The organism is Flavobacteriales bacterium (assembly GCA_016713875.1).
In the GTDB taxonomy this organism is placed as follows: Bacteria; Bacteroidota; Bacteroidia; order Flavobacteriales_F; family PHOS-HE28; genus PHOS-HE28.
In genome coordinates, this window is the sequence record JADJOI010000003.1 from 943,452 (window position 1) to 969,069 (window position 25,618).

Below are 25,618 nucleotides of genomic sequence, written 5' to 3' on the forward strand. Positions count from 1 at the left end.
TCCATGGCGCACCGGCCGCAGCGCTGCGCCATCTTTGGCGCCCCATGAGCATCATTCCGCGTTCCGCGCTGCTGTGCGCGATCATGCCGTTCGGTATCGCGGCCTCCGGCCAGTGCGACCGGTGGCAGCAATGGATCGACGTGGACCTCAGCGTCGACCTGGACGTGCGCACCCACCGGTTCGCCGGCCACGAGCGGCTGGTGTACCACAACCAGAGCCCGGACACCCTGCACGAGCTATGGTTCCACCTCTATTTCAATGCCTTCAGGCCCGGTAGCGAAATGGACAGCCGCTCGCGCACCATCGCCGACCCGGACCCGCGGGTGGGCGCACGGATCGCCGCCCTCGGGCCGGATGACCAAGGTGAACTGCGGTGCACCGCCGGAAGCCAGGACGGCCGGCCTGTGCAGATGGAGCACCTGGGCACGGCCTTGCGGCCTGACCCGCCACACCCGTTCCACCGGGTGCCCGGAGCACGTTCGAGCTGGACTTCACCGGCCAGGTGCCCGTGCAGATCCGCCGCTCGGGCCGCAATAACGCTGAGGGTGTGGCCTACAGCATGACCCAGTGGTACCCCAAGGTGGCCGCCTATGATGATCGGGGCTGGCACGCCGGGCCGTATGTGGGGCGCGAGTTCTACGGGGAATGGGGCGGCCATACCCTGCGCATCACCATCGACAGCGCGTACACGGTGGCGGCCACGGGGGTGTTACAGGACCCTGCGGCGATCGGGCACGGCTACGCAGCCCCTGACCCGGCGCGGGCCGGTCGTGCCGCGCGCAACACCTGGGTCTTCCGGGCCGACAGTGTGCACGATGTGGCCTGGGCGGCCGATCCCGACTACGTGCAGCTCACCGCCCAGGTACCCGGTGGTCCACTGATCCGGTGCTTCTTCCAGGATGATCCGGAACTGCGGTCCGTGTGGGAGCAGCTGCCCGGATACATGGTGCGGAGCTTCGAGTTCATGAACGCGCACTTCGGGCGCTACCCCTGGCCGGAATACAGCTTCGTGCAAGGTGGCGACGGCGGCATGGAGTACCCCATGATGACGCTGATCACCGGCAAACGCAAGCTGGGCAGCCTGGTCGGCGTCAGCGTGCACGAGAGCGTGCACAGCTGGTACTACGGCGTGCTGGCCAGCGATGAGGCGCACTACGCCTGGATGGACGAAGGCTTCACCGAGTTCGCCAGCGCCCGGGTGATGCAGCACCTGTTCGGCGGGGACAAGGACCCGCATGCCGGTGGGTACGAGGGATACCGCATGCTGTTGTCGCTTCCGGACAATGAACCGATGACCGTGCATGCCGATCACTTCATCACCAACCGGGCGTACGGCATCACTGCATACAGCAAAGGGGAGATGGTGCTGCACCAGCTCGGTGCCGTGATCGGGGAGCGCACCGTGGAGCAGGCCTTCGGCGGCTGTACGACAAGTGCCGGTTCCGCCACCCGCGCCCGGTGGACGTGGAGCGCAGCATGGAACAGGTGAGCGGGGTGGAGCTGGACTGGTATTTCGATGAATGGATCAACACCACGCGCGTGCTCGACCTGGCCGTGGACAGCGCCATGGCCGTGGGCGAGGGCACCATGGTGGTCCTGCGGCGTGCGGGAGAGATGCTGATGCCGGTGGACATCCGGGTGACCGCTCGCGATGGGGGCATGGTGCATGTGCACGTTCCCCTGAGCCTCATGCGCGGGCACAAACCGGCGGGCTCGGAAGCTTACACCTTCGCTGTCGGGCGCCCCTGGTCGTGGCCGGAGCACACGCATCGTGTGCTGGTGGACCTACCGTTCAAGGATGTGCTGAACGTGGAGCTGCTGACCGTGGGCCGCATGGCGGACATGGACGCGACCAACGACAGTTGGTCACCCTCCACACCGCCGGAGGAAGTGCCGCAGAAGCGGAAGGGGAAGCGCTGATCCGCTCAGCCGCGGGCCAGGAGCGTGCTCTCGGTGACCACTTGATCGGAGCCCCGACCGCGCAGCATGTTGGCGAGCTGCCCCAGGATCCGGTCATGACGGGCCACGAAGGGGTTCTTGCGGTCCCACACATAGCCGGCCAGCACCGAGATGATCTGCTGTTTCACCTTGGGCTCAACCACCGGATTGAAGAAGATGGTCTGCAGGTCGCCGTTGTACCAACCGTCGATGTAGCTGCGGAACACCGCTGCGCCCCACCGGATGTGGTCGCTGTAGTCGTGCTCCCAATCCACTGCCTCGCCTTGCAGCACACGTTCGGTGAGCTTGGCGGCCAACAGGCCGCTCTCCGTGGCGAGCATCACCCCGCTGCTGAACACCGGGTCGAGGAAACCTGCACAATTGCCGGTGAGCACGTAGTTGCGGCCGTACAGCTTCTCGTTGTAGTGGGTATAGTCGTGCAGCACATGGGGGTCCCACAGCGGGGCCTGGTCCATGAAGCGCTCGCGGAAGCGGACCGACCGCTCCACCATGGCCCTCCAAGCCTCGCGCAGGGGCCGTTCCGGCGTGAAGGGGTCGAAGTGCCGCGGATCGCCGACGAAGCCCAGCGAGGTGCTGCCATCGCTGAAGGGGATCACCCAGAACCACAGATCCACCGCCATCACCTCGAAGGTGATCTGCATCGGCTCGGGCCAAGCGTCGCGATCGCGTTCTCGCACATGCGTGAACACGGCCATCCGCGGGTTCGGGCTTCGATCGTCGCGAAGTCCCAGCAGCTTCACCAAGGTGCCGCCATAGCCGCTGCTGTCGATCAGGAACCGGCCTTCCACCTCCAGTGCACCGTTCCCGTCCCGCGCTGTCACCCGCACACGGTCCTCCCGGGAGAGGTCCACCTCCTCGGCGCTGATGCCGTAGCGGATGTCCACCCCCTGCGCGGCCGTGGCATCGGCGGCCACCTTGTCGAAATGGGCACGAGGGGCTTGCCAGGTGCGGGTCCAGCCGGTGGTGAAGTTGTCGTTGAACTGCAGGTCGATGAGCTCGTGATCGCCGCGGATGAAGCGCGCACCCAGTTTGGGCGCGTAGCCTTGCTCCATCAAGGCAGGCAGCAGGCCGGTCTGCTCCCAGTGCTCCATGCTGCGTGGCAGCAGGCTCTCACCGATCACGAAGCGGGGGAACACCTGCTTCTCCAGGATCATCACACGTCGGCCCTGCCGGGCAAGGTGCGCGGCGGCCACACAGCCGCTCGGTCCGGCACCGATCACGATCACGTCCACCTGTTCCATCGCTGCAATGCTAGTAAAGCTAGCGTTCACGGCCACTGATCACCGTCATAACGCACAGCACCCGGACCTGCGCCCGGGTGCCGATAGCGGTGTACGGATCAGGCCTCGACGACCTCATCCCGGTGCGATCCGATCAACCGGGCCTGCACCTCATGCGGCACGGGCTGGTAGGTATGGAACCGCTCGGTGTGGGTGCCGCGCCCCTGGGTGAGGCTGCGCAGGGTGGTGCTGTAGCGGTCCAACTCGGCCAGCGGCACCAGGGCCTTCACCACCTGGAACCGCCCCTGGCCTTCCACGCCCACGATCACCGAGCGGCGCCCTGCAGGTCGGTCATCACCTCGCCCATGAGCTCCTCGGGCATGCGCACCTCCAGCTCCTGGACAGGCTCCATCAGCAGTGGGTCGGCCATGGTGAACGCCTCCCGGAAGGCCTGCAGACCGGCGATCTTGAAGCTGATGTCGTTGCTGTCCACCGGGTGCATCTTGCCGTCGGTCACCAGCACGCGGATGTCGCGCGCGGGGCTGCCCGTCAGCGGTCCTTTCTCCATCTTCTCCATCACGCCCTTCAGGATGCTGGGCAGGAACTTGGTGTCGATGACCCCGCCGACGATGCAGTTGTAGAAGACCAGATGGCCGCCGGTGGGCAGCGGATGCATCTCCTTGTGGCGCACGCTGATCCCGGCCGGCTCGGGCATGCCCTCGAGCCATGGCCCGATCCGCAGGTGCACCTCGGCGAACTGGCCCGCGCCGCCGGTCTGTTTCTTGTGGCGGTACATGGCCTCGGCCTCGCGGCGGATGGTCTCGCGGTAGGGCACCTTGGGCGAGCCGAACTCGGGCTCCACCTTGTAGTGATGCTCCAGCTTCCACTTCACCAGGTTGAGGTGCAGCTCGCCTTGCACGCCCAGTACCTGCTGGGCACTTTCGCGCAGGTAGTGCAGCTCCACGGTCGGGTCCTCCCGGTGGATCTCCAGCAGCGCGGCGTGCAGCTTCTCCTCGAGCTTGGCGTCACGGGCCTTCACGGTGACGCGCAAGCGCGGCTCGGGGAAGGCGATGGGGGCCAGCTTCACGGCGGGGCCGGGGGCATGCAGCGTGTGCGCGGTGCCGGTATCCTTCAGCTTCAGGGTGGCCCCGATGTCGCCCGCCGCCAGGCTGTCCACCGGCTTGCGCTCCTTGCCGTCCACGATGAAGAGCTGGCCGACGCGCTCGGTGGCGCCCGTGTTGTCGTTCAGCAGTTCGATGCCGGCCTTCACCTCGCCGCTCATCACCTTGAAGAAGGAGATCCAGCCGGTGCGCGGCTCCAGGACGCTCTTGAAGGTGAAGAGCACCGGAGGTCCGTCGGCGCGGCAGGGGAGGCCGCCCTCGCCGGCCAGGGGCGCCGGTGGCATCTCCACGGCGCTCGGCGCCACGTTGTCGATGAAGGTCATCATCCGCCCGCTGCCCATGTTGCGCAGCGCGCTCATGCAGAACACCGGGTAGCAGGTGCGCTTCATCATGCCCTGCTTCAGGCCGAGGCGCATCTCGTCCTCGTCCAGTTCGCCCTTGTCGAAGTAGTGCTCCATCAGCGTCTCGTCGTTCTCGGCGGCCTTTTCCACCAACTCCTTGTGCAGCGCTTCGGCGCGGGCTTTCTCGCTTTCGGGGATGGGCTGCTTCTCGGGCTTCCCCCCGGCGTCCTTGAACACGTACATCGTCATCTTCAGCAGGTCGATGATGCGGTGGAAGCCCTCGCCCTGCTCCACGGGATACTGCATCACCGTCACCGCCGGCCCGAAGTGCTCACGCGCCTGCGCCACCGTGCCGTCGAAGTCGGCGTTCGGATGGTCCAGCTGGTTCACCGCGATGATCACTGGGCGGTCGTAGCGCTGCATCTGCTCCCACACCAGGTCGGTGCCCACCTCCACGCCGTGGTGGCCGTTGAGCAGCAGCACGCAGGTGTCGGCCACCCGCAGCGCGGGGATCGTCTCACCCACCAGGTCATCCAGGCCCGGCGTGTCGATGATGTTGATCTTGTAGTCGCGCCACTCGGTGTGCAGGCAGGTGGCGAAGACCGAGCTGCCGCGCTCGTGCTCCAGGTCCGTGTGGTCGCTTACCGTGTTGCGGTCCTCCACGCGGCCTCGGCGTAGTGATCAGGCCCGCCTCGAACAGCATGGTCTCGGCAAGGGTCGTCTTGCCGGATCCATGGCTGCCCAGGAGGGCGATGTTCTTGATGTGCTTGGCATCGAAGACGGTCATGGCGAAAAGGGTTTTGGTCGGACGGGAAAGAACGCATGGAAGGTAAGGCCGCGGCCGGCGGAAAACAATGCGCCCCCGCCAGGCGGCGGGGCGCGGAATTTGCTAGGGGGCCGGCCTCAGTTCATCACCTCCCAGGCACGATCGCCCTGCAAGCGCTTGAAGCGCTTCACCACCTCGTCATAGGAGGTCGGCAGGTTCAGGTCCTTGTGGGGACAGAAATCGAACCGCTGAGCGGGTGGGGCCACCGCAGCCTGGGCCGTCGGCTCGGTCGTCTCCGTCATCTCCTGGTCGGTCTGCGCACGCTCGGGCTTGGGGCTCATCGGGGACGAGGCTTGGGTCGGCAAGGGGGCAAATGTAGGGGCGTCCGTCGGCGGAACGCAACGATCGAAGAACACCCTTGGGCTCCCAACGGTTCGTTCATCCACGGCAGGCTGTTCGCCGACCACCCACCCGACCTGCGTGCATGGACCTCCGAACGCCACACCTTCGCACCATGCGCAGACACCTCCTTACCGCAGCGGTGGCGGCCCTGGGCTTGCTGCCGACCTCCATCCACGCCCAATGCAACCAGCCCGGCACCGTCCACATCAGTGCCGGTGGCAACTTGGGCATCCACGCCACGAAGTACGTTGAGACCGCCTCCGGGATCACGGATCAGGGCCGCGACGGGGCCATCTCCTACGGCTTCCCCCTGAAGGTGCATGTGGGCGTGGTGAAGCCGCTCAGCATCGGCGTCTACGGCGAGTTCGGCGGCTACGTGGACACTGCCGGCACGCGCAGCAACCGCACGGGGGTCATCGGCATCGAGCCCCGCTTCTATCCGGTGAACACCGATCACTTCAACCTGCGCTTGTTCATGCAGGGCGGCTACAGCATGCTGCGCATCGAGGACCGCTACCAGTTCGCGCAGGTGGGTGTAGCGCGCTACGCCGGACCGCACTTCGCCTTCGGCACCGGCCTGGGCTTCTATGCCAAGAAGGTCTTCGGCATGTACTTCGACCTCAAGTACGTGCGGCACTGGCTGCCGCTGCGCAGCTTCGAGGCCAACGGCCAGGAGATCGACTTCGACGCGTTCGGGTACGAAGCCAAGCTCACCACCAGCGGCATCCAGCTCGAACTGGGCTTCAACGTGCGCTTCTAGAGCACATCGAAGTCCGTGGCGTGGAAGCGCACCCCGCCCGCGGTGAGCTGACGGCCGCCCCCGCGGAGGTCCTTGAAGATGAGGTTGAGCGGGGCGGGTCGCAGCCGCATGGGCACGTTCCAGTAGGTGGACCCGCTCCAGCGCAGGGCGGGGTCGAGCCCGATGAAGGCCTTCAGCAGGGGCGGTGCCACCCGGGGAAGCCCACCGGCTTCCGGGGAGCCCGGTTCCAGGCCCAGCACGAAGCGGAAGCCCTTCATGCGGCGGGCGCTCAGCAGCACGGTGTGGTCGCGCTGGACGGCCTGGCCGTAGCGGTAGGCCGGATGCGCCAGCCTCCAGGCCAGCTTGCGGGCGTCGTGCACCGGGGCGAAGCGCGGTGCGGGCGCGTCCGCGCGCCAGGGCAGTGGACCGGCCCCGATGCGGGCGTCCAGCGGCGCCACCAGCTGGAAGCCCAGCTTGCGCGTGAAGCCGGGCGTGCTGTTCGCATTGGCCACGCCCACCACGAAGCCGCGGCCCTGCGCCGCCCCTGCCGCGTAGGTGGCCTCGGCCAGCCGGGTGAACAGCCCTTTGCCCTGGTGCTGCGGGTGCGTGGCCGTGTTCAGCGACAGCAGGCCGGGCTCCTCCACGCCGTCCACCACCGCCCGCAGGGGGATGGTGACGTAGTGCGCCGCCAGCGTGCCGCCCGCCCAGGCATTGAAGCCTACGGCGGCACCATCGGGGTTGTGCACGTACTGCCAGCGCAGCACCTCCGGGGTGAAGTGCCCGGCCTCGGGGAACACGGTGCGCAACAGGTCCGTCACCGGCGCCAAGCCCGCGTCGGACAGGTCCAGCGGGCGCAGCTCGTAGGGGGCGCTCATCGCGGCCAAGATACCGTTCGGGCGCTGCGCCTACCTTCGCCCCGCATGCCGGTGCGCCGGTGCCGCAAGGCGCCGGACACAGCCCGGAGGGAGCGTCGCCGCCAGGTGCCGCGTCAGACGGAGCAAGAGGGAATCCCGTGTGAACCGGGAGCTGTTCCCGTAGCTGTGAACCACCGAGGCCCCGGGCCGACGCCACTGTCCACCGAAAGGCGGATGGGAAGGCGCCCGGGGTAGGGGGGTGAGCCAGAAGACCTGCCGGCCTGCACTGTCGATCGGCCCCCGGACCGGGGCGGGAGCGTGCGGTACAGGCTCCCCCGCGGACCGACGGGTTTCACGAAACCGCCGCGCGGTGAACGCGGTACCAAAACCCTCCCGTCCATGTACCGTTCCCTTTGCTCCGCCGCGCTCAGCGGCCTGGTGGCCATGGCCACCGCCCAGTCGTTCGTGCACCAAGTGTTCGTGCTCAACGAGGGCTACTACAACATGAACACGCAAACGCAGGAGGTGCCCGTCTCCCTCGGCAGCTACGACCCGGCCGCGGGCACCTACCAGACGGTGGCCACCATCGCCGGGCAGCGCTTCGCCAGCGATGTGGACGTGGCCGACGACGTGGTGTACGTGGCGGCCGACGGCCAGCTGCTGAAGTACGATGCGGACAGCTACGCGCTGCTGGACCAGGCCGCGGTGCCCGGCATCCGCAAAGTGGCGCTGTGGAACGGGCAGGTGCTGCTCACCCGCGGCGAGCTCGGCGGGCTGCCGCACTACTTCGAGGCCCGCGACGCCGCCACCCTCGACCTGCTCTACACACTCACCCCAGCCGACGGCCTGCTGCACAGCGCCGAGGACGTGCAGGTGGTGGGCGACAAGGCCTACTTGGCCGTGGGCAACGCCTTCGACTGGGGCAACCTGGTGGGCTACCTGGGCATCGTGGACCTCATCGCCCAGAGCTATGAGCAACAGGTGGACCTGGGCCCCGATGGGCGCAACCCCGAGCGCATCCTGGTGGCCGGGCAGGACCTCTACGTGTTCTGCAACAAGGACTTCAGCGGCAGCGCCATCAGCAGGGTGGCCACCGATGGCGCCTTCAGCTACACGGCCAACGTGGCGCTCAACAGCGGCTGCGGCGCCAGCGAGCTGGTGGCGGACAAGGTGGTCTTCAGCGAGTACGCCGTGGGCCGCATGGCGCGGTTCGACACGGGCACCGGTGGGGTGCTGGACACGCTGGCCAGCCCGCTCTTTCCCTACGGCCTGCTGCACGACGCCCTCAACGGGGTGCTCTACGCCACCACCACCGACTTCCTCACCAGCGGCACGCTGCACGTGCTGACCCCGGACGGCACCGAACTCAGCAGTACCACTGTGGGGGTGAGCCCCGGACGCCTGGCGCTGGACGTGCGCGCGGGGACGGCCGTGTCCGGAGCGGGCGCAGAGCGGTCTGTCGCTCTTCCCCGTGCCGGCGGATGAGCAGGTGGTGGTGGAGAGCGACGCGGTGGGCGAGCTGCTCACGCTGCGCGATGCGTCGGGCCGGGTGCTGCGGCAGGAACGCCTCGCCACCGGCCGCCACCCGATCGACCTCTCCGGCCTGGCACCCGGGGTCTACCACGCCCAGCTGCCCGGACGTGCGGCCGTGCCCGTGGTGAAGCGGTAACGCCTACATTTGCAGCCCCGTCGACGGAACGGTCGGCGGGGTCCGGCCTCCTTAGCTCAGCGGTAGAGCAGCTCATTCGTAATGAGCAGGTCGTCAGTTCAAATCTGACAGGAGGCTCCACCAAGGGATCGCGCAAGCGGTCCCTTCGTCGTTTTGGTCGTTCTCGCCCGGATCTTCAGGGCGGGCCAGAGGCACCCCCCTGGCCCACCCTGGGCGGGAGTTAGGCGCGCATGGGCCCGAGGGCGGGAAGGCCGTCCTCCCGTGCCTTCGGCGTCCCTCACCACCCTGGGGCGGGAGTCAGGCGCGCATGGGCCCACGGGTGGGAAGGCCGTCCTCCCGTGCCTTCGGCACTGTGCCCCCGAAGATCCAGCCTGGCCTCCGCGCGGTCCCTCACCACCCTGGCGCGGGAGTTAGGCGCGCATGGGCCCACGGGCGGGAAGACCGTCCTCCCGTGCCTTCGGCACTGTGCCCCCGAAGTTCCAGCCTGGCCTCCGCGCGGTCATTCACCACCCTGGGCGGGAGTCAGGCGCGCTTGGGCCCGAGGGCGGGAAGGCCGTCCTCCCGTGCCTTCGGCGAACGACAGGAAGTACAGGCCCTCGGCATCGTGCATCTTGTACTTGCGGCTCACACCAATAAGATCGTGGTGGGAAGGTCAGCAAGGTGTTTCATCATGGCACGGGAGGACGGCCCCTGCCCGCACCAGCCCGCCCGCGCCTAACTCCCGCGCCAGAGATCCGGGGCTTCCTGCACGCCGACCCGCCGGCCGATGGGGCGGCCCTGCGCCGCCGTGTGGACGCCGCCTTCCAGGAAGAGAATGCCGTGCGGCCGTTGGATGCCTTGAACGGGCTCACCCCGGACGAAGCGTATTTCGGCTGGCCCACCCGGGTGCCTGCGAGCGCTCCGCGATATGCGGCGGAACGCGTGGCGGCGCGCGCCCTTCGCCGCAGCACCAACCCCGGCCTTGCTTGCGGGGCGTGCGACCCGGAGCCGGTGGGACCGAAGCGTGCGCCTCCTTGAGCATCGGCTCCGTCATGGGGGGCGCGGAAGCTCGGCTCGCACTGCGTGATCGCGTGATCGGATGCTGAGCGCTGCGGACCGGTGCCCCGAAGGAACCTAGCTGCCCGTGTGAGAACCGGTGCAGCGCTCACGGATCAGGACCAGCCAGCCCTCATCGCCACCGGCGCGTTGTCCAGTGCTCGTCCCAGCTCATCACCACGGGTCCCAAGCTTGGAACGGGTGGGGTGCATGCTGAAGTGGGATTGTGCAGGGGAACATCCGCGCCATCAGGGGGTTTAGGTCCACTTGAGCACGACAAGCCCATGAGAGGCTTGCACAAAGCAGAAATAGGACGTGGTTCTTCATCAATTACCACCAATAGGTTGGGGAGTGTTCGTAGGTGCCCGATCCAGCGCGGTGCACGAGCGAAGGACGCTCGCGCGAGTTCAGGGACTAACAGGTAAGTCAGCAGGTATCAGGACTCGCTTTATGAGCTTGTTCTTCTCGTAGTAATCAATGCGGAAGATCCTTGCACCGTCATAGAAGTAGGATATGCCGTCCAGTTCGCCATCGTTGTAGGACATGACACGATCAACCTCTCCATTGTTGCGGAAGAAGACCCACTCACCCTGCTGCCGTTGTCGCCCCCCGCGATGATCCAGAGTACCCTGCCCATAGACCTGACCTGTAGGGTAACGCATTCGACCAACTCCGTCCGATTCCACCTTGGCGTAGTAAACGCTGCTGTCTTGGACAGCCCGCTGGGCGGGAAGATTTGCCACGGCACCTATCGCCCAGAGCACCAACGACAGTCTTTGCAATAGCGTAGATTTCATCTTGAGTACAGTGGATCCAAAAGGGTGCCACCACGATTCCCAAAATCGCGCAAGTCTTCCCGCGCCCTGGGTTCGCGCGGGGCGACTTGTGCGGAGGATGCCTGTCGGCCAGCCGCCGACGAGCCTCGCGAAGTCTGTGACTTCGCCCACCGCTGTCCGGGATCGTCCGCTCGGAGAACAGGACCGGGTTCATCAGAGGGTAAGATAGTTCGCTGTGGCCAGTTTGAAACTGGCCGAGGATCGGTTCGATGAGATCTTCCGCACAAGTCGCCGGCCTGCTCGCCCGCCTGGCCCACCGCACGCCGAAGACTTGCGCGATTTTGGGGCTTTCGCAGAGCGACCTGGCCAAGGCCGCCAAGGTCCACTTCTCCAACATCGGCCGTTACGAGCGCGGTGAGGCCATGCCCGCCGCCGACATCCTTTCACGCATCGCTCAAGAGCTCGAGGTGTCACAGGACTTCCTCTCCAACGGCACCCTGCACGAGAAGGCTTCCGCCCAGATCAAGGATCAGGAGCTGCTTTCTCAGTTCCACCGCGTGGAGCAACTATCCCCAGCCAAGAAGGCCCTGGTCAAGGAGTTCCTCGATGCCTTCCTCTTCAAGGATCACGTCAAGGGGCAGCTCGCGTAGATCGAGTGAGGCGGGCGGGACGCCTTACAACCAACCATGCAGCACTCGGGAAAAACCCGAGCGCTTGCACCGCGCGACAGCCGGGGCGGTGCGGGGCAGACTATCGGGGGACTCTCGCGCCAGTCAGGGCAGCTTGTTGAAGACCAAGAGCGACTTCCCAAGAGCTTTCTCTATTGACACTTTGAGGGTGCTGTCTTCTTGGCTACGCATCCGACGAAGCTGGCTTCCAAGACGAGTATGAGAGATGTCAATAACTCGTACTGCGGGATTGTCCAGCCTTAGTGCATTGGCTTCCAATGAGTCACTCGTGAGGACTAGCTCATCAATTCGAGACGCTTGTAGGAAAGCTGGGAGTGATCTGTAGGAACCGTGAAGTATCAGGTCAGGGACTGTGACCGGACTCATATCGGTCGAATAGTGCGGCATGTAGAGATCCAAACTCTGAAGGTTGGGAAGTGCGCTAAGCAAAGGCTGAATCTCGTGTGCCGAACAAGCTTGGATTAAGAGATGTCTGATCGAGTCATTGGAACACTCAGGCACAGGCACATTGCGGCTGGTATCACAGAGGTCCAGAGAAAGGTTGGTCACCGACAGTGAACAAAGAGACTGAGAGAACCCCGACAGATTGGTAACCTTGATGGCCGCGCTACTTGCAGGATAAGGTGCTATGCCTGAAAACCCGGACAAGACTGAGTCCTGGTGGACAAAAGCACGCTGGGATTCACTGGTATTCGATCGTGGTGGCTCCCCCTGACTACAGGCTGTCACGCTGCAACCAAGGCAGAGGCCAACAACAATGTTGGCTAACACCTCACTAGTGTGCCGTGTGCGGAACAATTTTCAGTGGTGGGTTATCGTAGCGACCAACCTCATTGGGTGCTGGACTACCCAGGTTCGCCGGAGCCGAAAGAGTGGCCTTACCATCCTTCTGGGTGGACATGACATACGCGCCAATCGCGTTCACCATTTGTTGAACAACCGACCTTGGGCCACTACCCGCTCCGACCAAGCTGCCGCGCTCCGTGTTGTCGGCGGTACCACTGAAGATCTTACCAATGAGACTGCGATCGCGCACAGGTACGCCAGGGAAGTCTTCATAGGTATAGTCAACGTAGCGATCATCAAGCTTCAACAGGTGGGCCGTCTCGTGCGCATACGTCTCGCCATCGGCTGTTGCATCCCACTCGCCGGTTCGCATCGACTCACCATCCACGTATGAACGGAAGTGCCCATCCTCCATTTTGCGATCTGGACGAGTAGCCGGGTCGACCAGTGTAATGATGTTCCAACCCTCTTTGAATTCTTGAGGCGGTTGGCCAGGTCGGTCAGGCTCGACCCTATGCACCTGGATATCGAACTTCACATTGTACGTCTGGCCTGTCGCCGGATCCTTGTATACCTGCTTCTTGCCCCAGTAGCCCATTATTTGCCGCTGCATGCTCTTGGCTTTGGCGGCTGTTGCTCCGTGTCCGTTGATGTAGATGTGAGAAGTTACAGTGATCGTATTGCCCTTGATAGAGACCACACCTTCCTTACCATCAGCATCACGCAGGTAGATTGGACTGTTCTCGACGTACGCGTAGGGACTAAGATTCGGGTACTTGGCTGATAGCGGGTCCAAGCTCAACCACCTTCCAACTCTCGGATCGTACATCCTCGCCCCGAAGTCATAGCTCGTGCCGGTCGCGTTGTGGACCTCATCGTCTTTCTCGGCCCCGTTGAAGCCCCAACGGTAATTCGCCGCGCTGTAATTGCGCCCGGGCAGCAGGGACCCGAATGGGTCATAGTCCGCATACGCCATCACCTCCGCACTGAAGTGGGTTGGGATGGGGGTGTTCTGAGGATGGAAGTCGCTGAGCTTGCGGTCGCCGAGCACCACGCGCACGTTGCCCAGGTGGTCGGTGAGCTCGTAGCGGCGGCGCCCCAGCTGGCGGGTGCTGGTGCTGCGGTCGGGGCCGATGATCACCGGCTGCAGGGCCAGGGCCTGGCGCAGGCCGGAGAGCGGGTAGGTGCTGGTGCCGGGGCTGGCATCGTCCGGCTGGGCGATGCGCACCAGCCCCGTGGCGGTGGTGCCCAGCATGTGGGCGCCGCCCAGCTGGGCGTTGCGCCGCACATCGGTGACGCCGTTGAGCACGGAGGCCGGCGCCCCGCCGGAGAGGGGCTTGCGGTAGAGGCGTTGGGTGCCGGGGTACATCAGGCCGCTGACGGTGTAGTAAAGGTAGTCGCCGGCGGGGCTGAAATCCAAGCCGGTCACCCGGCCGTTGGTCGTGGTCCAGGTGATGGGGGTGCCGGTGAGGCTCAGGCGGTCGGGCGCCAGGTGCAGCACGCGCAGCTCGGCGTTGTTCCACTGCAGCAGGCCGGTGTTGGGGCCGTGGGCGCGCACGTAGGCCAGGCGGCGGCCGTCGGGGTCGGGCATCAGGCGGCCGGCGGTGCTGGCGGAGGTGGCGGGCACGCTCTCCAGGGTGTGCCAGGTGGGGGTGCCGGGGTCGGCATGCAGGTCGGCCACCGACAGGGCGCGCAGGTGCAGCTGTCCGCCCTGGTGGTCCAGCAGAAAGAGGGTGGTGGGCCCGTAGCCGCTGCGGTCGTCCACCACGGCCAGGCCGCGCTGGGCGGTGCCCAGGGTGCCGGTGGTGTACAGCGGCAGGTTGGCCTGGCCGGCCACCACCTCGCCCACGCTGCCATGGCCCATTTGCGAGAGGTCGATGAGGTGTGCGTAGGGTGGCTCGAAGGACCTCGAACGGATGGCGCGCGAAGCGCTCGTTCGCCCAGGCAAGGCGCGGCGAAGCAAGGATACTGGACCGAAGTATCCGGCTGAGCGGGAACGAAGGATGGGCGAATGAGGGCGAGCACCCACACGGCGCGGTCGCCATGGATCGCGCCGCCGGAGCGAGGTCCTTCGAACCACCCATCTGGCTTGCCGTCGGCGGCGATGGTGAACAGGTAGTGCAGGTGGGGCTCGCCGGGCACCTGGGCGCTGATGCTGGCGCCGTTCCACAGGCCGGCCACCAGCTGGCCGTGGCTGTACATAGGCACCCCGTTGCGGTCGAAGATCTGGGTGCTGGTGATCTGCGGCAGGGGTTGCATGAGCTTCACGCTCACGACGCTGAAGAGGGTGTTGCCCTGGCGGTCCTCGGCACGGTAGGTGTTCTCACACTGGTCAGCGAACCAGAGGGGTTGGCCGCCGTTCACTTCGTTGATGCTGAAGTCGGCCGGGTCGTCGGGGTCGCTGTGGCGCGGGCGGATGTTGGTGATGGAGGTGAGGCCGAGGAAGTTGCCCTGCACGGTATGTCCGCTGGCCAGCCCCAGGTGCAGGGCCTCGGCCTTGCGGGGGTGCTCCAGGGGCTGCGGGGTGGCAGTGGAGCCGTCCCAGGTCACACCTCCAGCAGCTCCACCGCCTGCCGGGCCACGCGGATGCCGATGGCCACGCCCATGCCGCTGAGGCCGACGGCGGCCACCACGCCGGGCGCCATGTGTCGCACCAGCGGGGTCTTGCCCTGGCCGCAGAAGCCCATGATGCCGCTCCACCGGTGGGCGATGGCCACGCGCCGGCCGGGCACGATCTGCCGGTGGAGGAAGTCCTCCAAGGCGGCCTGCAGCAGGGGGCTGGTGCCGTCGGCCCAGGTGGTCTCTCCGGTCTTGTCCAGGTGGCGGGCGCCGCCCAGCAGCACCGCCCCGTCCAGGTCGCGGAAGTAGTAGTAGCCTTCGTGGGCGTGGAAGGTGCCCCGCAGCCGCAGGCCGGGCACGGGGGCGGTGAGCAGCACCTGCCCGCGGGCGGGCACCACATCGGCCTGGGGCAGCAGCTGGCGCGCGTAGCCGTTGGTGGCCACCAGCACCTGGCGGGCGTGCAGCGCGGGTCCCTGGGTGGGCACCAGGTCCACCCCGGCCGGGCCGGGCTCCAGGCGCTGCACGGGGTGGTCCCAGCGGAACTCCACGCCATGTTCGCGGGCCAGGTGCAGCAGGGCCTGCATCAGGCGACCGCTGTCCACGGGCCCTTCGAGGTCGGTGCGGGCCACGCGGGTGCCGGGAGCCAGGCCGAAGCGGTCGGCGCCGTCGGCGAGCCAGTGGAAGGGCGCGGGCCCGGTGATGGGGGCCAGCAGCCGGTTGAGGCGATCGAACTCCTCGGCCACCCGGGTGTACAGCGGGTCGTCCGCCGCGTACACCTCGTGGCCGCCGGTGGCCTCGAACCCGATGACGGCATCCCCCAGCTCGCGCCGCAGCTCCAGCAGCCCCTGCCAGCGTTCGGCCACGCGCGCCAGCGCGGCCTGTTCCCCTTCGGCGGCCAGGTCGGCCAGCAGTTCGCTGGGGCTGCCGAAGCAGGCGAAGCCGGCGTTGCGCACGCTGGCGCCGGCGGGGTGGGGGCCGCGCTCCACCACCAGCACGCGGCGGTGGGGCCAGCGGCGGCGGGCGTGCACGGCGGCCCACAGGCCCACGAGGCCGGCGCCCACCACGGCCAGGTGGACCGGAGCCCCGAAGCTGCGCTGTTCCCAGATGCTGTGCACGGCGGGATGTGGATGGGGACGCGGCGGTGGCGGCGCACCGCAGCCACCGGGATGTCGTACTTTGCGGGGTCGTTCAGGACATCCGCAGCGCATGCGAATCCCTTTCGGAACCCGTTGGCAAGGTAGGCTGCTCGGCCTGGTCTGCGCGTTGGTGCTGATGGTCGGCGCCGCCCGCGCCCAGGTGGACAACGTGTACGTGTACGGCACGGTGAAGGACTACACCAGTGTCAAGAAGATGGACGGGGTGATCGTGAGCGTGTACAAGAACGGCGCGAAGCTCACCGAGACCACCACCAACGCCAGCGGCAAGTACGAGTTCAACCTGGACTACGGGGCGGACTACAAGATCGTGTACTCCAAGCAGGGCATCGTCAGCAAGAACATCACCATCGACACGCGGAACATCCCCGAGGAGGAGCGGGTGGGCGGCCACGGGATGAACATCGAGATGACGCTGTTCCAGGAGCTGCCCGGCATCGACTTCAGCGTGCTGAACCAGCCGATCGGCAAGGCCAAGTTCGACCCCACCAGCAGCGAGGTCACCTGGGACCTGCAATACACCGAGCAGATCCGCAGCGAGATCGCGCGGTTGATGAAGGAGTACGAGGACAAGAAGCGCCGCGAGGCCGGGGCCGACGCCGAGTTCGCCAGGCTGATGCAGCAGGGCGAGGCGGCCATGGGCGCGGCCGATTACAAGAAGGCGGTGGAATCGTTCACCGGGGCGCTGGCCCTGAAGGCGGGCGACCCCGTGGCCACGGCCAAGCTGAGCGACGCGAAGATGAAGCTCGATGAGCTGGAGGGCCAGAAGAAGCGGGACGAGCAGTACGCGGCGCTGATCAAGGAGGCCGATGCGCTGTTCGGCAAGAAGGACTACGAGGGCGCCAAGGTGAAGTACAACGCGGCCCTGGACGTGAAGGACCAGGAGGCCTACCCGAAGCAGAAGCTGAAGGAGATCGACACCCTGCTGGCCGATCTGGCCAAGAAGGCCGAGGAGGAGCGCAAGGCGAAGGAGCTTCAGGCCAAGTACGACGCGGCCATCAAGGCGGGCGACGAGGCTTTCAAGGGCGGCAAGTTCGAGCAGGCCAAGGCCCCCTACACCGAGGCTGCTGGCCTGAAGCCCGAGGAGAAGTACCCCAAGGACCAGCTGCTGGCCATCGATGCCAAGCTGGCCGAGCTGGCCAAGAAGGAGGAGGAGGAGCGCAAGCGCAAGGAGTTGGAGGCCCAGTACACGGCCCTCATCGCTGCGGCCGATGCGGCCTTCAAGGCGGCCAACTACGACCAGGCCAAGGGCAAGTACACCGAAGCGTCCACGCTGAAGCCGGAGGAGAAGTACCCCAAGGATCAGCTGGCCGCCATCGAGGCCAAGCTGGCCGAGCTGGCCAAGAAGGCGGAGGAGGAGCGGCTCGCCAAGGAACTACAGGCCAAGTACGATGCAGCGGTCGCCGCCGGCGATGCCGCCTTCAAGGGTGCGGATTTCGAAGGTGCCAGGGGCAAGTACAATGAGGCTCTCGGCTTGAAGCCTGCCGAGAAATACCCGAAGGACCAGCTGGCAGCCATCGACAAGAAGCTCGCCGAGCTGGCCGCCAAGGCGGAGGAGGAACGCAAGCAGCGCGAGCTGAACGAGAAGTACCAGGCCGCCATCGCCGCGGCCGACGCGGCCTTCCAGAAGGACGGCTTCGACGAGGCGAAGGCGAAGTACACCGAGGCGCTCACCCTGAAGCCGTCCGAGAAGTACCCTAAGGACCAGCTGGTGGCCATCGACAAGCGCATCGCCGAGCTGGCCGCGAAGGCCGAGGAGGAGCGCAAGCGCAAGGAACTGGAGGCCCGCTATAACGATGTGGTGGCGCTGGCCGATGCGCTGTTCGGCAAGAAGGAATATGACCAGGCCAAGGCCAAGTTCATCGAGGCGGCCAACCTGAAGCCCGAGGAGCGCTACCCCAAGGAGAAGATCGCCGAGATCGACGGCATCCTGGCCGAGCTGGCCCGCAAGGCCGAGGAGGAGCGCAGGCGGCAGGAACTGGAGGCCCGCTACGCGGAACTGATCAGCAAGGCGGACAAGGCCTTCGCCGCAGAGCAATGGGCCGCTGCGTTGAACGATTACAAGGACGCGCTGACGCTGAAGCCGACCGAAGGTCATCCCAAGGCGCGCATCGCCGAGATCGAGCAGAAGCTAGATGCCGCGGCACGCGAGAAGGCTGAGCAGGAGCGGCTGGCTCGGGAGAAGGCTGACCTCGACGCGCGCTACCAGGGCTTCGTAGCCAAAGCGGACAAGGCCTTCAGCCTGAGCAAGTACGACGACGCCCGCACGGCCTACACCGACGCGCTGGGCGTGAAGCCTGACGAGCGATACCCCAAGGACAAGCTGGCGGAGATCGACCGCATTCTGGCCGACCTGGCGGCGAAGGACGAGGCCGCCCGTGCCGCTGCCGAGAAGGCCGCCCGCGACAAGGCCGCTGCGGATGCCGCCGCCGCCGAGGAGGCCCGTCGCAAAGCGGGGGCGGAGGCGCTGGAGCGGCAATACCGAGAGCTCATCGCTGCGGCCGACCTGGCCTTCGACGGGGAGCAGTTCGACCGGGCCCGTACCAAGTACACCGAGGCCTTGACGGTGAAGCCGGAGGAGCAATATCCGAAGGACCGTCTGGCCCTGATCGAGAGCGAGCTGGCCAAGCGCGCCGCCGCCCTGAGCGAGGCCGAACGGCTGGCCGAGGAGCAACGCCGCGCGGAAGAGGAGCGCCGCCGCCGCGAGGCCGAGGCCGCCGAGGCCGCCCGCCTGGCCGCCGACGCCGAACGCATGAAAGGCGAGGCCGCCCGCCTACTGGAGGAGCGCTACCGCAAGGCGATCACGGAAGCCGACCTGGCCTTCGGGGCGAAGAGCTGGGCTGAGGCACGGGGCCTCTATGCCCAGGCCCTGGACATCAAGCCCTCCGAGACCTATCCCAGCGACCGCATCGCCGAGATCGACCGGCTGGTGGCCGAGGAGGAGGCGCGCCGCCGCCGCGAGGCCGAGCTCGCCGCTCGACCCGTGGTGAAGGAGGAGCCGCCTCCGCCGCCCAAGCGCAGCAGCACCACCATCGACATGCGCAAGGAGCAGGAGGCCGAGGAGTTCATGCGCGAGGCCCGCCTCCGCGAAGAGGCCGAGAAGTACGAGCGGATCAAGAAGCTGCGCCGGGACTTAACGGATGAGGAACTGGCCTACCAGAACGAGGCCTACACCAGACGGCAGGACGGGGTCACCTACAAGCAGCGCATCGAGGAGAACGACCAGCAGTTGTACCAAGGCAGCGAGGAACAGCGCAAGGCCTACGCGGAGCAGATGAGGGCGTATCAGGAGTCCTTGGCCGAGGCCGAGCGAGCCCGGCAGGAGCGGTCGGCGCAGTCCCGGGGCGGTGCCCAGGGCACGGTGGACGCCACGCGTGAACAGCAGGCCGAGGCGGCCCGTCTTCGGGATGAGGCCCACGCCGGACAGGTGGCGGCCCAGCGCACGGCGGTCGAGCAATGGCAGGCCAAGCAGGAGCAGAACGCCCGCATGGGCCTGGACCGCAACCAACAGGCGCGCGATCAGGTGGTGGCCCAGATGGACCGGCAGGTGGCTTTGCAGGAGCGCGGCGCCGAACTGGCCCGCGGCCAGCGGGACCAGGTGCAGGACACCAAGGATGTGCAGGCGCGGGTGGGCCAGCAGCTCAGCCAACGGGCCACCGACCAGCGCCTCGCCGCCCAGGAACAGTTGGCGCGTACACCGCTCAACCAGCCCAAGGATTTCGCCGACTACAATCGCAGCAAACTGGCCACCGACTACCCACCGGGTGTCACCGAGGAGAGCTATACCGAAGGCAATAAGGTGATCATCCGCCGTGTGGTGGTGAACGGCAACAAGGCGGACGAGTACAGCAAGGTGATCGCCAAGTGGGGCACCTTCTACTTCAAGAACGGCCAGAGCATCACCGAGATGATCTGGGCCAACGAGACCGAGCGCGACTGAGCCGCCGGTCGGGGCGGTTCACGCTTCCACGCACGACCGTGGATCACCGTGGAGCGCTGAAAGCCGGAGGAAGCGATAGGATGCCGGCGACGCCGCACCCAGCGCACATGTTCACATGCCCACATGGGCAAATGGGCAGATGAGCATTCCGCTTCCCAGCGATCCTGGAGAACCTCCTATGGCTTCGCCCCCGCCTTGTCCCGTTCGCGGAGGCGCTTCACCAGATCGGCCACCTGGGTGGGGTTGAGCTGCTTGCCCACGATCTTCCGGTCCGGACCGATGAGGAAGTACTTGGGGGTGGCGTACACGTCGTAGCTGTCCGCGTAGTTGAGGCTCTGGATGGTGGTGAGCTTGGGGATGTACTTGTACGGGTCCTTCTTGGCCTCTTCATACACGGTGTAGGTGAGGCCCACGTTCACCCAGTCCATCTTGTGCTCGCGGATGAAGGCCTTCCAGTCGTCGAAGAGCTTCTTGTCGGTGGCCTTGGCGACGCTGAAGACCTCGATGCCCATGGGGCGAAGCGTGTCGCGATAGCTGGTGTACAGGGCGGGGAGCTCCTTCTTGCAGTGGCCGCAGTGGGGGTCCCAGAACACCAGCAGCACGTAGTCGTTCGGCAGCTTGTGCAGGCTCTTCCATACCTGCTCGGTGGTGTCGGGCAGGATGAGCTCGGTGGCCTTGGCACCGATCACCAGGGGGGCCTGCTTCTGGGCGCGCTCACACAGCTTCTTGAGCTTCTCCTCGCTCATCCAGAAGGCCTTGCTGTTGCCGCCGGCCTTGGGGCAGTAATAGGTCAGCGCCATGTGCACGAACACGGCGTCCATGCCCATGATGTCGCTGGTCTCGTACTTGTAGGTGATGCCATGCACCACGAAGCGGAACAGGTCCTCGCTGGGTCCGAGCCGGCCGATGAGGTCGTCGGCCAGCTTGATGATGGTGTCCGGGATCTGGGGCACCACCGCGCCGATGTACTCGTCGAATTTGTTCTGGAACACCGGGGTGTGGATGATGCGCGGGTCCTTAAGGTCCACATGGTCCCAGTAATGGGCCCGGTACTGGTAGTAGGCGGCGATGCTGTCCACCCGGCCGTCGGGCAGCTTGGGTTTCTCCAGGTCGACGGGCATGCTCATGCGCACGATGGCGGCCACGAGGGAGCCGGGGGCTTTGGCGACCAGGTCGGTCTGGTAGGCGCGCACCTCCTTGTCCAGTTCCTCCAGGCGCCCTTTCAGCACGCTGCGGCGGAGCGGGTCGGTGGCGTCGTTCAACAGGGTGCGCAGGCTGTCGCCCTGGGTCTTCCGCTCGTTCAGGAAGCGGATGTAGCCGAAGAAGAGGTTGTTCTCCTGGCTCTTCTCCACCATCATGGCGCCCATCAGGTCGGCCGCGGACGTGCGCATGCGCACCAAGGGCTCGTTGACGATGAGCTCGAAGTACTTGGGGCCCTTCACCACCACAGCGTACACCCCGGCCTTGTAGCCCTGGGGCCGGTCGAAGACGACCTCGCCCTTGGCGTCTGCCACGGCGGTATCGGCGTAGAACAGCTTGTTGCCGTAGTAGTTGGCCAGGTAGACCGTATCCTTCTCGGTGCCGGTGATGCGGAACTCGAGACGCCGTTGTTCCTGGGCCACCAGGCCGGTGAGTGGCAGGGTGGCCAGCAGCAGGGAGAAGCGGATGCGCATGGGGCAAAACTAGCCGGGCCCATAGGCGGGGGCAGGCCGTTAACACCTGATCAACAAACAGCGGGCCGGGGAAAAGGATCCCACGTCGGATCGTGGGCAAGGCAACGTTCCGGGCTTCCGTGCGTCCATGGGGTGACCTATCTTTGAACCTCACAATCCCCAGGACATGCGCAGGAGCATCCTTACCCTTTCGTTCGCCGCGTTCGCTGTGCTGGCCTCCGCCCAGGAGCGCCAGGTGAAGGTCGTGGACACCCCGCAGATGAAGGCCAAGGCCGAGGAGCGCACCGAGCTGGTGCATCGCACGGTGAACCTGTCGGAGGCGCAGCGCACCCAGGTGCTCGATGCCTACCTGGAAGTGGAGCGCTACCGCGATGCGCTGCGCCAGCGCTTCGAAGGACAGGCCGCCGAAGTGGTGGAGGGCGATATGCCCGGCCAGTACAAGGTGATGGACGAGATGGTGGAGACCCGTCTCAATGCCGTGCTCACTGAACAGCAGCTCAAGGTGTGGCACGAGGCCGCCAAGTGAGTTGACCGGACCGACGGAATGAGGGCCGCCTTCGGGCGGCCTTCCTCGTTTCAGGAGGCCACGGCCGTCTTGAACTCGCTCGTGGTGTGGAAGGTGATCGCCGGATTCTCGCGCCGCTCCAGGTCGAGGATGTAGGCCGTCGGCGCCATGAACACGGGGTTGCCGTCCTTGTCCTGCACCACCTGCTGGGCCTTCACACGGATGAAGCGGTCCAAGGCGTCGGGGTCGGAGGCCGTGAGCCAGCACGCCTTGTGGGCCTGGATGGACTGGAAGGCGCAGCGGGCACCGTACTCGTGCTCCAGTCGATAGGCGATCACCTCGAACTGCAGGTCGCCGACACAGCCCACGATCTTCTTGTTGCCGGGCTGCTGCACGAAGAGCTGCGCCACCCCTTCATCGGTGAGCTGGCGGATGCCCTTTTCCAGTTGCTTGCTTTTCATGGGGTCCATGTTCACCAGCTCGCGGAAAAGCTCGGGTGAGAAGGCGGGGATGCCGCGGAACTGGAACCGGGCACCCTCGGTGAGCGTGTCGCCGATCTTGAAGCTCCCCGTGTCGAAGAGGCCGATCACATCCCCGGGCCAGGCCTCGTCCACAATGGTCTTCTGCGCGGCCAGGAAGTTGGTAGGCGTCGCGAAGCGGAGCTGTTTCTCCAGGCGCACATGGTGGTAATACGTGTTCCGCTGGAAGCGCCCGCTGCACACCCGCAGGAAGGCGATCCGGTCGCGGTGGTTGGGGTCGAGGTTCGCGTGGATCTTGAACACGAAACCGCTGAAGGCCTTGTCCTCCGGTGAGACCTCGCCCTGGTCCGTGGGGCGCGGCTGGGGCGGCGGGGCGATGCGCACGAAAGTGTCCAGCACCTCCTTCACCCCGAAGTTGTTGAAGGCGCTTCCGAAGAAGACCGGCGCCCGTCGACCGGCCAGGTAGTCGGCCTGGTCCAACGCACCGTACACGCCCTCCACCAGCTCCACGTCCTGTCGGAGCTGCCGGGCCTCATCCTCGCCGAGCTGCGCGTCGAGCCGGGGGTCGGCCAGGTCGTCGATGTGCACCGCAGCGCCCTCGACCTTGGTCTTCACTTCCTCGAAGAGACGCAGGTCCTTATCGTACAGGTCGTACACGCCCTGGAAGGTGTGGCCGATGCCGATGGGCCAGCTCAGCGGGGTCACCTTGATGCGGAGCTCCCGTTCCAGTTCGTCCAGCAGGTCGAAGGGGTCGCGGCCCTCCAGGTCGAGCTTGTTGATGAAGACCATGACCGGCGTGCTGCGCATGCGGCACACCTCCATCAACCGGCGGGTCTGCTCCTCCACGCCCTTCACGCAGTCCACCACCAGGATCACGCTGTCCACGGCGGTGAGGGTGCGATAGGTGTCCTCGGCGAAGTCCTTGTGGCCGGGCGTGTCGAGCAGGTTCACCAGCTTGCCGGCGTAGTGGAAGGTCATCACCGAGGTGCTGACGCTGATGCCGCGCTGTCGTTCGATGTCCATGAAATCGCTCGCGGCCCCCTTGCGGATCTTGTTGTTCTTCACCGCACCGGCCGTCTGGATGGCACCGCCGTACAGGAGGAACTTCTCGGTGAGGGTGGTCTTCCCGGCGTCGGGGTGGCTGATGATGGCGAAGGTGCGCCGGCGTTCGATCTCCTCGTGCAGGACCATGGGGCGGCAAAAGTAGACGCACGGCCCCAAGGCCACCTCCATGGGAACCCAAGGGGGTTCCGTCGGATCTTCCGAATGCCTGCAGGGATGCACAAGTACATTGGCGGCAAACCGAAAGCGAACGAATGGATCAACGCTCACTTCTGGTCGGTGCCTTGGCGCTGGCCTCCTTGCCCATCGCGGCCCAGAACCCGGTGGAACTGCAGCTCATCCCCTGGGCCAACGGCCTCAGTCAGGTGGTCGACCTGGCCCATGCCGGTGACGACCGCCTATTCGCCGCTCGCCGGCAGGGGATCATCACCATCATCGACGACAGCATGACGGTGGTATCCCAGCCCTTCCTGAACATCACCGCTGCGGTGAACGATCAGAACGGAGAGCAGGGCCTCCTGGGGCTGGCCTTCGACCCGGACTACGGCAGCAACGGCTTTTTCTATGTGCACTATACGGCCGGTACGGGCAATGGCATCAGCCGCATCAGCCGGTGGCAAGTGAGCAGCGACCCGGACTCGGCCGATACGGCCAGTGAACAGGTGCTCTACGAATGGCCGCAGCCCTTCGTCAACCACAACGGCGGCGACCTCGATTTCGGCCCGGACGGCATGCTGTACGTCACCTTTGGCGATGGCGGCGATGCGGGCGATCCATTGAACAATTCCCAGGATCTGAGCGACCCCTTGGGCGACATCATCCGCATCGATGTCAGCGATCCGGATACGACCTGGACCGTGCCGCCGGACAACCCGTGGGCGGGGCTCAACAACGATACCCTGCCGGAGATCTGGGCGAGCGGGCTGCGCAACCCGTACCGCTTCGGCTTCGATCGGCTCACCGGCGACCTGTGGATCGGCGACGTGGGGCAGAACGCCTGGGAGGAGCTCGACTTCTGGCCGGCGGGTGACCACAGCGGCCCCAACTTCGGCTGGCGCTGTTACGAGGGCGATGCACCTTACAACACGGGCGGCTGTCAGGGCATGTCGAACTACGAGTTCCCCGTAAGCGTGCACGAGAACGTGTGGACGGGCGGCACCTGGTGCAGCTCCATCGGCGGCCGGGTCTACCGGGGCACGGCCTACCCGCGCTTGGCGGGGCGGCACATCTACACGGACTACTGCGCCGGTGAGTTCTGGATGATCACCCCGGACGGTCAAGGAGGTTGGGTGGACGAGCTGGGCCTGGCCACCGGCACACAAGGCTATGTGGTGATCGCCGAGGACGTCAACGGCGAACTGTACGCGGGCAACACGAGCAACGGCGAGGTGCGCAAGATCGTGGACCGCTGCCCGATGGACCCGCCCTCGATCACCTTCGACGGGGCCCTGCTCAGCAGCACCCCGGCGACCGACTACCAGTGGCACCTCGATGGGAACCCGATCGGCGGGGCCACGGGCCAGACCTGGACCCCGACGAGCAATGGGCTCTACTATGTGGTGGGCGGCTTCGCGAACAACTGCGATCTGCGGTCCGATACGATCCAAGTGCTGACCATCGGGCTGGACGAAGCCACGGCGGACGGCGCCCTGCGCGTGTATCCTCAGCCGGCGGAGGAGGAACTGATGGTGGAGTGGACGCCGGACGCCGCCGGTCAGTACTGGCAGCTGGTGGACGCCACGGGCCGTGAGCTGTTGGGCGGTGGCTGGCCGGCCGACCGCGCGACGATGCGGATCGATGTCCGGGGGATCGCGCCGGGGCCCGCCGTGCTCCGCCTGATGGACGCCGAGGGCCGCACCCGCGCCAGCCGCCCCGTGCTCATCCGGTGA

The 25,618-nt window shown here is 66.2% G+C and carries 18 protein-coding genes, 1 tRNA gene, 1 pseudogene and 1 riboswitch; of the genes and pseudogenes, 11 read left to right on the top strand and 9 right to left on the bottom strand.

Annotated elements, in window-relative coordinates; translation table 11 throughout:
- Positions 1 to 44 precede the first annotated feature (44 nt).
- The 3 genes from IPJ87_05480 to IPJ87_05490 are packed head-to-tail and all read left to right on the top strand — an operon-like array spanning position 45 to position 1,920.
- Positions 45 to 563 carry a hypothetical protein gene (locus tag IPJ87_05480; protein MBK7941312.1) on the top strand — a complete coding sequence of 173 codons (519 nt, stop codon included), beginning with the start codon at positions 45 to 47 and terminating at the stop codon, positions 561 to 563.
- Positions 503 to 1,489: a M1 family metallopeptidase gene (locus tag IPJ87_05485; protein MBK7941313.1), complete on the top strand. Its 987-nt coding sequence runs from the start codon at positions 503 to 505 to the stop codon at positions 1,487 to 1,489. Before IPJ87_05480 ends, IPJ87_05485 begins: the two co-directional genes overlap by 61 nt.
- A complete protein-coding gene (locus tag IPJ87_05490; GenBank protein ID MBK7941314.1) occupies positions 1,459 to 1,920 on the top strand; it encodes a hypothetical protein in 462 nt (153 codons plus the stop codon). The genes IPJ87_05485 and IPJ87_05490 overlap by 31 nt, the downstream gene beginning before the upstream one ends.
- 5 nt (positions 1,921 to 1,925) lie before the next feature.
- Here IPJ87_05490 and IPJ87_05495 read toward each other — a convergent pair whose 3' ends face one another.
- The 3 genes and pseudogenes from IPJ87_05495 to IPJ87_05505 all read right to left on the bottom strand — a co-directional run bounded on the left by IPJ87_05495 (position 1,926) and on the right by IPJ87_05505 (position 5,748).
- On the bottom strand, positions 1,926 to 3,200 hold the full coding sequence (locus tag IPJ87_05495; protein MBK7941315.1) for a tryptophan 7-halogenase: 1,275 nt from the start codon (positions 3,198 to 3,200) through the stop codon (positions 1,926 to 1,928).
- 98 nt (positions 3,201 to 3,298) lie between these two features.
- Positions 3,299 to 5,428, bottom strand: a pseudogene (locus IPJ87_05500) (elongation factor G).
- Between the two features lie 116 nt (positions 5,429 to 5,544).
- Complete coding sequence (locus tag IPJ87_05505) at positions 5,545 to 5,748, bottom strand: hypothetical protein (GenBank protein MBK7941316.1); 204 nt, start codon at positions 5,746 to 5,748, stop codon at positions 5,545 to 5,547.
- 173 nt (positions 5,749 to 5,921) lie between these two features.
- Between IPJ87_05505 and IPJ87_05510 the strand changes: the two genes are divergently transcribed.
- The gene (locus tag IPJ87_05510) at positions 5,922 to 6,569 is read left to right on the top strand and encodes a hypothetical protein (GenBank protein ID MBK7941317.1); all 648 of its coding nucleotides are present in this window, start codon (positions 5,922 to 5,924) and stop codon (positions 6,567 to 6,569) included.
- Here the strand turns inward: IPJ87_05510 and IPJ87_05515 are convergent.
- Positions 6,566 to 7,423, bottom strand: a complete 858-nt coding sequence (locus IPJ87_05515; GenBank protein MBK7941318.1) for a GNAT family N-acetyltransferase — start codon at positions 7,421 to 7,423, stop codon at positions 6,566 to 6,568. The genes IPJ87_05510 and IPJ87_05515 overlap by 4 nt on opposite strands.
- A gap of 86 nt (positions 7,424 to 7,509) precedes the next feature.
- A riboswitch (cobalamin riboswitch) is annotated at positions 7,510 to 7,698 on the top strand.
- Between the two features lie 103 nt (positions 7,699 to 7,801).
- Between IPJ87_05515 and IPJ87_05520 the strand changes: the two genes are divergently transcribed.
- The 3 genes from IPJ87_05520 to IPJ87_05530 all read left to right on the top strand — a co-directional run bounded on the left by IPJ87_05520 (position 7,802) and on the right by IPJ87_05530 (position 9,191).
- Entirely contained in the window at positions 7,802 to 8,887 is a 1,086-nt protein-coding gene (locus tag IPJ87_05520; GenBank protein MBK7941319.1) for a hypothetical protein, read from the top strand.
- Positions 8,874 to 9,071, top strand: coding sequence for a hypothetical protein (locus tag IPJ87_05525; protein ID MBK7941320.1), 198 nt, complete (start codon positions 8,874 to 8,876; stop codon positions 9,069 to 9,071). The genes IPJ87_05520 and IPJ87_05525 overlap by 14 nt, the downstream gene beginning before the upstream one ends.
- 45 nt (positions 9,072 to 9,116) lie before the next feature.
- Positions 9,117 to 9,191 (top strand) — tRNA-Thr (locus IPJ87_05530).
- 1,322 nt (positions 9,192 to 10,513) lie between these two features.
- Here IPJ87_05530 and IPJ87_05535 read toward each other — a convergent pair.
- A complete protein-coding gene (locus tag IPJ87_05535; GenBank protein MBK7941321.1) occupies positions 10,514 to 10,903 on the bottom strand; it encodes a hypothetical protein in 390 nt (129 codons plus the stop codon).
- Positions 10,904 to 11,151: 248 nt separating this feature from the next.
- Between IPJ87_05535 and IPJ87_05540 the strand changes: the two genes are divergently transcribed.
- Positions 11,152 to 11,532, top strand: coding sequence for a helix-turn-helix transcriptional regulator (locus IPJ87_05540; GenBank protein ID MBK7941322.1), 381 nt, complete (start codon positions 11,152 to 11,154; stop codon positions 11,530 to 11,532).
- A gap of 814 nt (positions 11,533 to 12,346) precedes the next feature.
- Here IPJ87_05540 and IPJ87_05545 read toward each other — a convergent pair.
- Positions 12,347 to 14,221 carry an RHS repeat-associated core domain-containing protein gene (locus IPJ87_05545; protein ID MBK7941323.1) on the bottom strand — a complete coding sequence of 625 codons (1,875 nt, stop codon included), beginning with the start codon at positions 14,219 to 14,221 and terminating at the stop codon, positions 12,347 to 12,349.
- 682 nt (positions 14,222 to 14,903) lie between these two features.
- Positions 14,904 to 16,031, bottom strand: coding sequence for an FAD-binding oxidoreductase (locus IPJ87_05550; GenBank protein ID MBK7941324.1), 1,128 nt, complete (start codon positions 16,029 to 16,031; stop codon positions 14,904 to 14,906).
- A gap of 91 nt (positions 16,032 to 16,122) precedes the next feature.
- Between IPJ87_05550 and IPJ87_05555 the strand changes: the two genes are divergently transcribed.
- On the top strand, positions 16,123 to 20,010 hold the full coding sequence (locus IPJ87_05555; protein MBK7941325.1) for a hypothetical protein: 3,888 nt from the start codon (positions 16,123 to 16,125) through the stop codon (positions 20,008 to 20,010).
- A gap of 176 nt (positions 20,011 to 20,186) precedes the next feature.
- Here the strand turns inward: IPJ87_05555 and IPJ87_05560 are convergent, their stop codons facing one another.
- Complete coding sequence (locus tag IPJ87_05560) at positions 20,187 to 21,683, bottom strand: DUF5106 domain-containing protein (GenBank protein MBK7941326.1); 1,497 nt, start codon at positions 21,681 to 21,683, stop codon at positions 20,187 to 20,189.
- A gap of 166 nt (positions 21,684 to 21,849) precedes the next feature.
- Between IPJ87_05560 and IPJ87_05565 the strand changes: the two genes are divergently transcribed.
- Positions 21,850 to 22,209, top strand: coding sequence for a hypothetical protein (locus IPJ87_05565; protein ID MBK7941327.1), 360 nt, complete (start codon positions 21,850 to 21,852; stop codon positions 22,207 to 22,209).
- 50 nt (positions 22,210 to 22,259) lie between these two features.
- On the opposite strand, the gene IPJ87_05570 is transcribed toward IPJ87_05565, so the two are convergent.
- Complete coding sequence (locus IPJ87_05570; protein ID MBK7941328.1) at positions 22,260 to 23,858, bottom strand: peptide chain release factor 3; 1,599 nt, start codon at positions 23,856 to 23,858, stop codon at positions 22,260 to 22,262.
- A gap of 125 nt (positions 23,859 to 23,983) precedes the next feature.
- Here IPJ87_05570 and IPJ87_05575 point away from each other — a divergent pair, with 125 nt between their 5' ends.
- A complete protein-coding gene (locus IPJ87_05575; protein MBK7941329.1) occupies positions 23,984 to 25,618 on the top strand; it encodes a PQQ-dependent sugar dehydrogenase in 1,635 nt (544 codons plus the stop codon).

Excerpts from the sequence above, each read along its gene's own strand:
- IPJ87_05520 (MBK7941319.1), top strand. The coding sequence starts at position 7,802 with ATGTACCGTTCCCTTTGCTCCGCCGCGCTCAGCGGCCTGGTGGCCATG.
- IPJ87_05480 (MBK7941312.1), top strand. The coding sequence starts at position 45 with ATGAGCATCATTCCGCGTTCCGCGCTGCTGTGCGCGATCATGCCGTTC.
- IPJ87_05505 (MBK7941316.1), bottom strand. The coding sequence starts at position 5,748 with ATGAGCCCCAAGCCCGAGCGTGCGCAGACCGACCAGGAGATGACGGAG.
- IPJ87_05575 (MBK7941329.1), top strand. The coding sequence starts at position 23,984 with ATGGATCAACGCTCACTTCTGGTCGGTGCCTTGGCGCTGGCCTCCTTG.
- IPJ87_05560 (MBK7941326.1), bottom strand. The coding sequence starts at position 21,683 with ATGCGCATCCGCTTCTCCCTGCTGCTGGCCACCCTGCCACTCACCGGC.
- IPJ87_05565 (MBK7941327.1), top strand. The coding sequence starts at position 21,850 with ATGCGCAGGAGCATCCTTACCCTTTCGTTCGCCGCGTTCGCTGTGCTG.
- IPJ87_05510 (MBK7941317.1), top strand. The coding sequence starts at position 5,922 with ATGCGCAGACACCTCCTTACCGCAGCGGTGGCGGCCCTGGGCTTGCTG.
- IPJ87_05495 (MBK7941315.1), bottom strand. The coding sequence starts at position 3,200 with ATGGAACAGGTGGACGTGATCGTGATCGGTGCCGGACCGAGCGGCTGT.
- IPJ87_05545 (MBK7941323.1), bottom strand. The coding sequence starts at position 14,221 with ATGGGCCATGGCAGCGTGGGCGAGGTGGTGGCCGGCCAGGCCAACCTG.
- IPJ87_05515 (MBK7941318.1), bottom strand. The coding sequence starts at position 7,423 with ATGAGCGCCCCCTACGAGCTGCGCCCGCTGGACCTGTCCGACGCGGGC.
- IPJ87_05555 (MBK7941325.1), top strand. The coding sequence starts at position 16,123 with ATGCGAATCCCTTTCGGAACCCGTTGGCAAGGTAGGCTGCTCGGCCTG.
- IPJ87_05535 (MBK7941321.1), bottom strand. The coding sequence starts at position 10,903 with ATGAAATCTACGCTATTGCAAAGACTGTCGTTGGTGCTCTGGGCGATA.
- IPJ87_05540 (MBK7941322.1), top strand. The coding sequence starts at position 11,152 with ATGAGATCTTCCGCACAAGTCGCCGGCCTGCTCGCCCGCCTGGCCCAC.
- IPJ87_05570 (MBK7941328.1), bottom strand. The coding sequence starts at position 23,858 with ATGGTCCTGCACGAGGAGATCGAACGCCGGCGCACCTTCGCCATCATC.